Source organism: Brevundimonas sp., from assembly GCF_041911375.1.
Taxonomy (GTDB): Bacteria; Pseudomonadota; Alphaproteobacteria; order Caulobacterales; family Caulobacteraceae; genus Brevundimonas.
In genome coordinates, this window is record NZ_JAYRPA010000081.1 from 18,701 (window position 1) to 29,005 (window position 10,305).

A 10,305-nucleotide genomic window follows, 5' to 3' on the forward strand; every position below is an offset into this window, starting at 1 on the left:
TGCCTGTTACTGGGCGCGGGTCATCGCCCGGTCGGGCCCGACGCCGACCGAGGCCTCGCGCTTGGCCCCCGCCGTCTGGCCCGGCTTCATGAACTTCACCAGCACCCGCTGGCCGATCAGCAGCGGTGCGTCGCCGGCCGAGGCCACCACCTCGACCACCCGCTCGTCGGTGCGCTGCGACGGATCGTCGGACGCCAGCTTGCGCGCGCCGAACACCGCCGCCCGGCGCATCACCGAACCGATATAGACCTTGGAGGGGTCGCCTTCCGGCGTGATCTCGACCGCCTGACCGTCCGTCAGGTTCGGCAGGTCGCTTTCCACCACCTCGGCGCGGACAATGCGCGGGGCGTCCGGCTCCAGGTCGAACATGGTCGAGACGTTCAGGGTCGAGGCGCCGGCGCCGGGATTGGCGTAGCGGCGCACGATCCGTCCCGCGCTGGGCGCCCGGATGACCGTCAGCTCCTCGTTGTAGCGCGCCTGCGCCAGCTGGGCGCGCGCGGTCTGGACGGCCGCCGTCTGCGAACCCAGCCGCGCCTGGGCGGTGGCGATGGCGTCCTGCGCCTGGTCCATCCGCTGGGCGGCGACGAAGTTGGTGGCGACCAGTTGCGCCAGCCGGTCGTGCTCGCGCTGGGCGGTGCGGATGTCGACGTGGATCTGGGCCAGCTGGCTCTCGGCCTGGGACACGGCCGCCTGCGCGCTCTGCACGGCCAGGCGCGCCTCGTCGTCCTCCTGGCGGGCCAGGATCTGGCCGGCGACGACGCGATCGCCCTCCTGCACCAGGACCTCGCGCACGACCCCGCCGCGGCGGGCCGCGATCTGGATGATGCCGCCCTCGACGTCCACCTTGCCGTTGGCGATGGCGGCGTACGGGCTCTCGACCTTGGCGGCGGCGGCCTTGTCGGCCTCGGCCTTCTTGGTCTTGGCGGCCGACTGGAACAGCATGAAGCCGACCACCAGGACGATGACGACCAGAAGGCCGATCCAGGTGCGCTTTTTCTTCAGAAAGCCGGGCATGACGTGTGTGTCCTAGAAAGCGTCTTGTGGGTGTTCAGTGCGACGCCAGCACGGCGTCGGGATTGGGCGTGCGGCGCTGGTCGTCGAGGATCTTGCCGTCCTCGATATGGATGACCCGATCGGCCCAGGCCTCCAGGCGCGGGTCGTGGGTCACGCAGATGACGGCGGCGCCGTGTTCGGTGGCGGCCCGGCGCAGCAGGCGGATGACCACCTGGCCGTTCTCGCCGTCCAGGGCCGAGGTCGGCTCGTCCGCGAACAGGATCTGCGGGTCCTTGGCCAAGGCGCGGGCGATGGCCACCCGCTGCTTCTCGCCGCCCGACAGGGCCGCCGGCCGCTGGTTCAGGCGATGGCCCAGGCCGACCTCCTCCAGCGCCGTGGTCGCGCGCTTGCGGGCCTGGCTGGTCGTCAGCCCCTGGAACTTCAGCACCGTCTCGACCTGCTGCAGCGCCGTCAGGGCGGGGAACAGGTTGAAGCCCTGGAAGATGAAGCCGCAGTGCTCCAGCCGGAACCGGTCGATGCGGCCCGACGACAGCTTCCACAGGTCGTCGACGTCCAGGATGTCGACGCGCCCCTCCTCGGGCTTCAGCAGGCCCGACAGGGCCGCGATCAGCGTCGACTTGCCCGATCCCGACGGTCCCATGACCATGGTCAGGTCGCCGTGCCGCGCGTCGAAGTCGACGCCCTTCAGCACCTCGACCCAGGCGCGGCCGGACTTGAAGCGTTTGACCAGGCCGTGCGCCTCGATGGCGTATTCGCCGTGGCGGCCGTGGACTTTGGTATGCATGTTCATCGCAGCAGGTCCGCCGGCTGGCTTTTCTTGAGGATGCCCAGCGACAGCAGGCCGGACAGCATGGCGATGGCGATCAGGCCGAAGCCCACCACCACCAGCAGCAGGAACGGCAGGGCGATGATGACCGCCCCCGCCTTGGCCGCCAGCGACAGCAGCCAGGTCAGGAAGATCGCCGCGATCACGCCCACCACCCCGACCCAGAAGCTCAGCTCCAGCACGATCCGGCGCAGCGAGCCCATGCCGACGCCCAGGGCGCGCAGGGAGGCGAACTCCTTGATGTTGGCCATGATGGCCCCGCGCAGCGTCTGCCAGGTGATGGCCACGCCGATGATGGTGCCCAGCACGACGCAGCCGCCGATGATGATGACCAGTATGCCTTCCTCGAACATCGACTTGGCGTTGGCGTCGGCCAGCTGCTGCCGGGTCCAGGCCTTCCACTGGCCGTTGCCCATGGCGTTCAGCTGGGCGGCCACGACATCGGATTTCCGGGGATCGCGCAGCTTGATCATCAGCGGCCCGCCCATGGTCTCGCCCCAGGACTGGCCCAGCATGCGTAAGGAATCCCGCGACATGACGATGGTCGGCTGCATCATGTTCGGATAGCCGCGCAGCACGCCGACCACCGTGACCGTCTGCCCGGCGTAGATGGCGCGGTCCCCCAGCTTGACGCCCAGGCTTCCCAGCGCGGTCTCGTCGACCGCGATGGTGTAGGGCTGCCGAAGCGCCGCCACCAGTTCGTCGGAATAGTCGATGGGGATGGTCACGGACCCCGGCTGGGTGTCGATGACGTTGACCATGACCTGCTTGGACCGCGGCGCCTTCTGCCGCGCCCGCTCCGCCTGGCTCATGGTCGGATCGACCTCGCGAACGTTCTGGAGGTTGCCGCCGTTGATCTCCATGGCCTTCACCTCGACCACCTCGGGGTGGTTGTAGGCCAGGGGAATGAACCGCCGCGGCACGGCCATCCCGCCGCCGAACAGCTGGGTCGCGCCCGGCTGCATGATGATGACGTCGGCGCGCGAACGCTCGATGGCGGCGGTGAATCCCTTGCCGATGCCGATGAAGACCCCGGTCATGGCCAGGACCAGCAGGCCCGACAGGGCCAGGGCCATGACCGCCGCCATATAGCGGCGCCACTCGAACAGCAGCGTTGAAAGCGCAAGCGACATGATCGTCGATAAACCCCCGATATCGCCGCTTATCTGAGCGCGAGCTCCGGCAAGGCCAAGTTAAATCGGGGTAAGGCGCGCGTAACGGGCGCGTTGCGCGGACGAAATCAGGGGACTAAGGCGGCTGCGGCCCCTTGGCGTCGCCCCCCGGACGGCGTTAGTTACAGAATAACAGTCGGGACAAGGCCGTCCCGCGCCGGAGAAACCGCCTGATGACCCTGCCTTCGCTCCGTCTCACCGCCTCGCTGGCCGCCCTGGGCGCCGCGACCGCCGTCCTGTCCGCGCCCGCCGCGCCGGCCCGGGCGGAAGAAGGCATGTGGACCTTCGACAACTTCCCGATCGCCACGGTGAACCAGACCTATGGCACCAACATCGACCAGGCCTGGCTGGACCGGGTGCGTGAGGCGGCGGTGCGCCTGCAGGGCTGCTCGGCCTCGCTGGTTTCGGGCGAAGGCCTGGTCCTGACCAACCACCACTGCGTCGTCGGCTGCATCCAGGACCTGTCGGACGCCCAGAACGACTACGTCAAGAACGGCTGGATGCCGGCGACCCGCGAGGAAGAGAAGCAGTGCCCCGGCCAGACGGCCGAGATCCTGACCGACATCACCGACGTGACCGAGCGGGTCACCGGCGCCGGCCAGGGCCTGGAGGGCGCCGCCTTCGTCCAGGCCCGCAACGCCGAGGCCGAAAGGATCCAGAAGGAAGGCTGCGGCGACGATCCCAAGCTGACCTGCCAGGTCATCAGCCTGTACCGCGGCGGCCAGTACAAGCTCTACAAGTTCCGCAAGTACGACGACGTCCGCCTGGTCTTCGCGCCCGAGTTCCAGGCCGCCTTCTTCGGCGGCGACCCGGACAACTTCAACTTCCCGCGCTATGCGCTGGATAGCGGCTTCCTGCGCATCTACGAGGACGGCAAGCCGGTCGCCACCCCCAACCACCTGACCTGGAACCCGAACGCGCCCAAGGAAGGCGACGTCACCTTCGTCGCCGGCAATCCCGGCACGACCCAGCGCCTGCTGACCGTGGCCCAGCTGGAGGCGCTGCGCGACCAGCAGCTGCCGATCAGCCTGATCCAGTTCTCCGAACTGCGCGGCCGCCTGCTGGAGTATTCGACCACCGACGAGGAGGCCAAGCGCGTCGCCGTCGACCCGATCTTCGGCCTGGAGAACAGCTTCAAGGTCTTTTACGGCCAGCAGGGCGCCCTGACCGATCCGGCCTTCATGGCCAAGAAGCGCCAGGAAGAGGCCGACCTGCGCCAGCGCGTCGCCGCCGACCCCGAACTGGCCGCCCGCATCGGCGATCCCTGGGCCGATCTGGAGCGCGTGGCCCAGGCCCAGCGCGACCTCTACCTGCCCTACCGCCAGCTGGAATCCGGCCCGCGCTCGCAGCTCTACAACTACGCCAAGGCCATCGTCCGCGCGGCCAAGGAGCGGGCCAAGCCGGCCGCCGAGCGCCGCCCCGGCTATTCGGACGCCGACATCGCCGCCCTGGGCCGCCGCCTGGCCCAGAACGCGCCGATCTCCAACGACATCGAGGAGATCTACATGTCGTTCTGGCTGTCCAAGACCCGCGAATACCTGACCGTCGACAATCCGCAGGTGAAGGCGCTGCTGGGCAAGGACAGCCCCGAGCAGATCGCCCAGCGCACCGTCTCGGGCACCCGCCTGGCCGACCCGGCCTTCCGCGCCCAGGCCCTGGCCATGACGCCGGAGCAGCTGGCCGCCTCGGGCGACGCCATGATCCAGTTCGTTCTGGCCAATGACGACGCGGCCCAGGCCATCCGCACCCAGTGGGAATCGGCCGTCTCGGGCCCGACCAGCCGCGCGGGGGAAAAGATCGCCCAGGCCCGCTTCGCCGCCTACGGCACCAACCTCTATCCGGACGCCACCTTCAGCCTTCGCCTGTCCTACGGCGCGGTCAAGGGCTGGACCCACCAGGGCGTGACGGTGGAGCCCTTCACCTACATCGGCGGCCTTTACGAGCGGAACACCGGCGCCGAGCCCTTCAACGCGGCCGAGGACTGGCTGGCGGCCGAGGACAAGGTCAACAAGCAGACCGTCTATGACTTCGTCTCGACCAACGACATCATCGGCGGCAACTCGGGCTCGCCGGTGATCAACGCCAAGGGCGAGGTGATCGGCGCCGCCTTCGACGGCAACATCCACTCGCTGGGCGGCAGCTTCGGCTACGACGGAAACCTGAACCGCACCGTCACCGTCTCCACCGCCGCCATCACCGAGGCGCTCCGCAACGTCTACAACCAGCCCCGCCTGCTGGAAGAACTGGGCGTGGAGTAAGCCGATACGCCTCTCTCCCTCCCCCTCGGGGGAGGGTGGTCGCGCAGCGACCGGGTGGGGAGGGCTCGGCGATCCGCACGGACCCGAGCGCTCGTCGCCCTGCCGCCCCCACCCGTCTGGCGCTGCGCGCCAGCCACCCTCCCCGGACGGGGAGGGAGAATTCAGGATCGCCCCATGCGCCTCGCCCTTCTCGCCTCCGCCGCCGTCCTCGCCTTCGCCGCCTCCTCGGCCCGCGCCGAGGAAGGCATGTGGACCTTCGACAACTTCCCCATCGCCCGCGCCAACCAGGCGCTGGGAACGAACATCGACCAGGCCTTCCTGGACCGGGTGCGGCTGTCGTCGGTGAAGTTCGGCGGCTGTTCGGCCGGCGTCGTCTCGGGCCAGGGCCTGGTGATGACCAACAACCACTGCGTCGCCACCTGCGTCGCCAATCTGTCGACGCCCCAGGTCAACTACGCCGAGACCGGCTTCACCCCGAAGTCCCGCGAGGAAGAGCTGAAGTGCCCCGGCGCCACCGCCGAGATCCTGACGGACATCTCCGACGTCACCGAACGGATGCAGAAGGCCGGCGAGGGCCTCGAAGGCCAGGCCTTCACCCAGGCCCGCGACGCCGAGGCCGGGCGGATCGAAACCGAAGCCTGCGGCAACGACCCGAAGATCCGCTGCCAGGTCGTCAGCCTGTACCGGGGCGGTCAGTTCAAGCTCTACAAGTACCGCAAATATTCCGACGTCCGCCTGGCCTGGGCGCCTGAGGATCGCGCCGCCACCTTCGGCGGCGACCTGGACAACTTCTCCTTCCCCCGCTTCGCCATCGATGCGGCCTTCATCCGCCTGTACGAGGACGGCAAGCCTGTCGAGACGCCGACCCACTTCGCCTGGAACGCCGACAAGCCGACCGAGGGCGAGGCCGTCTTCATCTCCGGCAACCCCGGCGCCACTCAGCGGCTGCTGACGATGGACCAGCTGGCCACCATCCGCGATGTGGTCCTGCCGCTGGACCAGTTGATCGCGTCCGAACTGCGCGGCCGCCTGATCCGCTATTCGGAAGAGGGCGAGGAGCAGGCCTTCATCGCCATGGACCCGATCGTCGGCCTGGAAAACACCTACAAGCGCGGCCGCGGCCGGATGGCGGCCCTGATCGACCCGGCCTTCATGACCGCAAAGGCTGCGGCCGAGGCCGACTTCATGCAGCGCTACGCCGCCGCCAACGGGGACGGGCCCGGCCCGTGGGGCGCCCTGGAGACGATCCAGCCGACCGCCCGCGAGCTCTATCCCGCCATGGCCCTGCTTGAGGGCGGCACGGGCCTGGGGACCACCTCGGCCGGCGGCGGGTCTCAGCTGTTCGCCTACGCCCGCACCCTGGTGCGCGGCGCCCAGGAGCGGGCCAAGCCGTCCGACCAGCGCCTGCCCGAGTTCGCCGACAGCCGCCTGTCGGGCGTCGAATCCCGCCTGTTCGCCGAACGGCCCACCTATCCGGAGCTGGAGCAGATCCGGCTCGAATGGTGGCTGTCCAAGACCCGCGAGTGGCTGACGGTCGACAATCCCGCCGTCCGCACCCTGCTTGGCAAGGAAAGCCCGGAAGGTCTGTCGGCTCGTCTGGTCGCCGGCACGACTCTGGCTGATCCGGCCGCCCGCCGCGCCCTTTGGGAAGGCGGCCTGGCGGCTGTTCAGGCCTCCAGCGATCCCATGATCCAGTACGCCCTGGCCATCGACGCCGACGCCCGTGCGGTGCGCGACGCCTGGGAGAGCCGGGTTCAGGCGCCCACGGATCGGGCGTCCGAGGAGCTGGCCGCCGCCCGCTTCGCCGCCTATGGCGACGCCGTCTATCCGGACGCCACCGGCACTCTGCGCCTGACCTACGGCCAGGTCGAAGGCTCGGACGTTCCCGGCCAGCGGTTCGGCGCCTTCACCACCTTCGGCGGCCTGTGGGACCGCGCCACCGGCGCCGCGCCCTTCGACGTGGCTCCGAAACTGCTGGCGGCCAAGGACCGCATCGATCCGAACGCGGTGATGGACATGGCCGTCTCCACCGACACCATCGGCGGCTCCTCCGGCTCGCCCGCCATCAATGCGCGGGGCCAGATCATCGGGGCCAACTTCGATTCCACCGTCCTGACCCAGAGGAACGCCTACGGCTACGACCGGGCGGTGAACCGCAGCGTCATCGTCACCACCCAGGCGGTGACCGTGGCGCTCCGCGACGTCTACGGCATGGATCATCTGGTCGAGGAGCTGGGCGTCACCCGGTGAGCGACGTCGCCTTCCGCGCGGCGACGCCCGACGACGTCGCCGCGCTCCATCCGCTGATTGAGCGCGCCTATCGCGGCGAGACGGCCAAGGCCGGCTGGACGCACGAGGCCGACCTGCTGTCGGGCGCCCGCACCAGCGCAGAGGAACTGGCCGGCCTGATCGCCGACCCCGATCGCGTCATCCTGCTGGCGCACCGGGGCGACCGGCTGATCGGCTGCGTCCAGGTCGCCCGCGTCGGCGACGGCCTGGCCTATCTGGGAATGCTGACGGTCGATCCGGCGCTGCAGGCGTCGGGCCTGGGCCGCCGCATCCTCGCCGCCGCCGAGCAGGAAGCCGTCGCCCGCTTCGCCGCCCGCCGCATGGAGATGACCGTCATCCACCGCCGGGCCGAACTGATCGCCTGGTACGAACGGCGCGGCTACGCCCCCACCGGCGAACGCCGTCCCTTCCCCGTCGATCCGCCCCGTCCGGAGCTTGAATTCGTGGTGCTGGAAAAGGCGCTGGCCTGACCCCTTGCAAAACGGACACGGCTGTCCATTTAACTGGACAGAATGTCGCGCCCCACCCGAAAAGACGCTGTCCACAATCGCGCCGCCCTGCTGAAGGCCGCGCGCGAAGTGCTGTCGGAACACGGCCTTGACGCCCCGCTTGAGCTGATCGCCGAGCGGGCGGGCGTCGGGCGAGGCACCTTGTATCGCCATTTCGCCGACCGGACCGCACTGGCCCTGGCCGTGCTGATCGACGGCGTCGACGACCTGGACGCCCGCACCCGCGCGCGCGGCGACGATCCGCAGGTCTTCTTCTGGTTCGTCGAGGAGCTGGCGGACCTGGTCATGCGCAACGCCGGCTGGTCCGACGTGCTGCGGAACGTCCGTTCGCCCGACGCGCTTACGCCCTTGCGGCAACGCTTGATGGAGGCCGGCGCCGCCCCCCTGGCGCGGGCCCAGGCGGCCGGCCTGGTGCGAAAGGACCTGGCGCCGATGGACGTGCGTCTGATCGCCACCCTGCTGGGCTCGGGCTTCCAGGGCGCCGACGAGGCCGAGCGCCGCGCCGTCTCCGCCCGCACCCGCCTGATCGTCCTGAACGGCCTGAAGGCGCGCTGATGGCCCGCAACTGGCACCTGCCCTGGGACGAATACGTCGAGACGCTGAAGCCGCACGAGCGGCCGATGATGCCCGGCAGCCCGGCCACCCCCGACCACCCCTGGCCCCGCCGCCTTCAGTACGCCTTCACCGGCGTCCTGGTCGCCCTGGTCGGCAGCCTGGGCAACGCCGCGGTCACCGCCAACATCCAGAACCTGCAGGGCGCGCTGGGCGTCACAGCGACCGAGGCCGCCTGGCTGCCGGTCGTCTTCGTGATGACCAACGCCTGCATGAACCTGATCCTGGTCAAGTTCCGTATGCAGTACGGCCTGCGCCTGTTCACCCAGATCTTCCTGGGCGTCTTTGTCCTGACCTGCGCCGCGCACCTGCTGGTGCACAACTATGAATCGACCCTGGTCGTGCGCGCCGTCGCCGGCATGGCCTCCACCGGCCTGTCCAGCCTGGGCTTCCTCTATCTGATCCAGGCCTTCCCCGCCGCCCACCGGCTGAAAGGGCTGATCATCGGCATCGGCCTGGCCAGTTTCGCCGTGCCGATCAGCCGCCTGATCATGCCGACGCTGCTGGATCTGGACGGCTGGCCCGGCTTCTACGTCTTCGAGCTGGGGTTCGCCCTGGTCGCCTGGGCCGCCGTCCAGGTGCTGAAGCTGCCGCCGTCCGAGCGGCTCAAGGTGTTCGACAAGCTGGACTTCGTCACCTTCGCCCTGTTCGCGCCCGGCGTCGCCCTGCTGACCGCCGTGCTGGGCCTGGGCCGGATCGTCTGGTGGACCGAGGCGGCGTGGATCGGCTGGGCCCTGATCGGCTCGATCGTGCTCTTGGCCGCCGCCCTGACGATCGAGCATCGCCGCGCCAATCCGCTGATCAACACCCGCTGGCTGACCGGCGCGGACATGCTGCGCCTGTTCGGGGCCATCCTTCTGATCCGCATGGTGCTGTCGGAGCAGACCTCGGGCGCCGTGGGCTTTCTGACGGTCGTGGGCCTTGGCCCGGACCAGCTGCACGGCCTGTTCGTCGTCATCCTGCTGGCCATGATCGCCGGCACCGCCGTCAGCGCCTTCACCCTGAACATGGAGAAGCTGAACAAGCCCATCGCCATCGCGCTGGGCCTCATCGCCGTCGGCGCCTTCATCGACAGCCATGCGACCGTCCTGACCCGCCCGGCCCAGCTCTATCTCAGCCAGGCCATGATCGCCTTCGCCTCGGCCATGTTCATCGGCCCGGCGCTGATGATCGGCATCTCGCGCGTGCTGCAGCAGGGCAAGCAGAACCTGATCAGCTTCATCGTCATGTTCAGCGTGCTTCAGAACGTCGGCGGCCTGGCCGGATCGGCCCTGACCGGCACGCTTCAGATCGTGCGCGAGAAATATCACTCCAACCAGCTGGCCGCCGACATCGTCGCCTCGGACCCGCAGGTGACCCAGCGCCTGGCCCAGCTGTCGGGCGCCTACGCCCACACCCTGACCGACCCCGCCCTGCTGAAGGCCGAGGGCGTGGCCCTGCTCGGCCGCCAGGTGACCCAGCAGGCCAACGTCCTGGCCTATGACGACGTGTTCCGCGTCATCGCCGTGCTGGCCGCCCTGGGCTGCGCCTGGGTCACCGTCACCCACCTCAGGCCCCGCTGGCGCGCCCGGCGCCAGGCCCGCCGCAACGCCCGAACCCCCGACGCCTCCGCCGTCTCCGCCGCC

Annotated in this window: 8 protein-coding genes; 5 read left to right on the plus strand and 3 right to left on the minus strand. The window is 69.6% G+C overall.

What is annotated here, in order from left to right; translation table 11 throughout:
* Window positions 1-6: 6 nt before the first annotated feature.
* From ACE3PU_RS13845 to ACE3PU_RS13855, 3 genes are read right to left on the minus strand one after another with little or no spacing between them, the layout of a single operon-like run.
* Complete coding sequence (locus ACE3PU_RS13845) at window positions 7-1,014, minus strand: HlyD family secretion protein (RefSeq protein ID WP_374390685.1); 1,008 nt, start codon at window positions 1,012-1,014, stop codon at window positions 7-9.
* 34 nt (window positions 1,015-1,048) lie between these two features.
* Entirely contained in the window at window positions 1,049-1,804 is a 756-nt protein-coding gene (locus ACE3PU_RS13850; RefSeq protein ID WP_374390686.1) for an ABC transporter ATP-binding protein, read from the minus strand.
* Entirely contained in the window at window positions 1,801-2,973 is a 1,173-nt protein-coding gene (locus ACE3PU_RS13855; protein ID WP_374390687.1) for an ABC transporter permease, read from the minus strand. The genes ACE3PU_RS13850 and ACE3PU_RS13855 overlap by 4 nt, the downstream gene beginning before the upstream one ends.
* Window positions 2,974-3,185: 212 nt before the next feature.
* Here ACE3PU_RS13855 and ACE3PU_RS13860 point away from each other — a divergent pair, with 212 nt between their 5' ends.
* The 5 genes from ACE3PU_RS13860 to ACE3PU_RS13880 all read left to right on the plus strand — a co-directional run.
* The gene (locus tag ACE3PU_RS13860; RefSeq protein WP_374390688.1) at window positions 3,186-5,270 is read left to right on the plus strand and encodes a S46 family peptidase; all 2,085 of its coding nucleotides are present in this window, start codon (window positions 3,186-3,188) and stop codon (window positions 5,268-5,270) included.
* 174 nt (window positions 5,271-5,444) lie between these two features.
* Complete coding sequence (locus ACE3PU_RS13865) at window positions 5,445-7,520, plus strand: S46 family peptidase (RefSeq protein ID WP_374390689.1); 2,076 nt, start codon at window positions 5,445-5,447, stop codon at window positions 7,518-7,520.
* A complete protein-coding gene (locus ACE3PU_RS13870; protein ID WP_374390690.1) occupies window positions 7,517-8,029 on the plus strand; it encodes a GNAT family N-acetyltransferase in 513 nt (170 codons plus the stop codon). Before ACE3PU_RS13865 ends, ACE3PU_RS13870 begins: the two co-directional genes overlap by 4 nt.
* Before the next feature lie 42 nt (window positions 8,030-8,071).
* Window positions 8,072-8,623 (plus strand): TetR/AcrR family transcriptional regulator, encoded by a 552-nt coding sequence (locus tag ACE3PU_RS13875; RefSeq protein ID WP_374390691.1) that lies wholly within the window; start codon window positions 8,072-8,074, stop codon window positions 8,621-8,623.
* Window positions 8,623-10,305: MFS transporter (locus tag ACE3PU_RS13880; protein WP_374390692.1), on the plus strand; the 1,683-nt coding region annotated here is incomplete at its 3' end. The genes ACE3PU_RS13875 and ACE3PU_RS13880, both read left to right, overlap by 1 nt.

Excerpts from the sequence above, each read along its gene's own strand:
- ACE3PU_RS13865 (WP_374390689.1), top strand. The coding sequence starts at position 5,445 with ATGCGCCTCGCCCTTCTCGCCTCCGCCGCCGTCCTCGCCTTCGCCGCC.
- ACE3PU_RS13845 (WP_374390685.1), bottom strand. The coding sequence starts at position 1,014 with ATGCCCGGCTTTCTGAAGAAAAAGCGCACCTGGATCGGCCTTCTGGTC.
- ACE3PU_RS13855 (WP_374390687.1), bottom strand. The coding sequence starts at position 2,973 with ATGTCGCTTGCGCTTTCAACGCTGCTGTTCGAGTGGCGCCGCTATATG.
- ACE3PU_RS13860 (WP_374390688.1), top strand. The coding sequence starts at position 3,186 with ATGACCCTGCCTTCGCTCCGTCTCACCGCCTCGCTGGCCGCCCTGGGC.
- ACE3PU_RS13875 (WP_374390691.1), top strand. The coding sequence starts at position 8,072 with ATGTCGCGCCCCACCCGAAAAGACGCTGTCCACAATCGCGCCGCCCTG.
- ACE3PU_RS13850 (WP_374390686.1), bottom strand. The coding sequence starts at position 1,804 with ATGAACATGCATACCAAAGTCCACGGCCGCCACGGCGAATACGCCATC.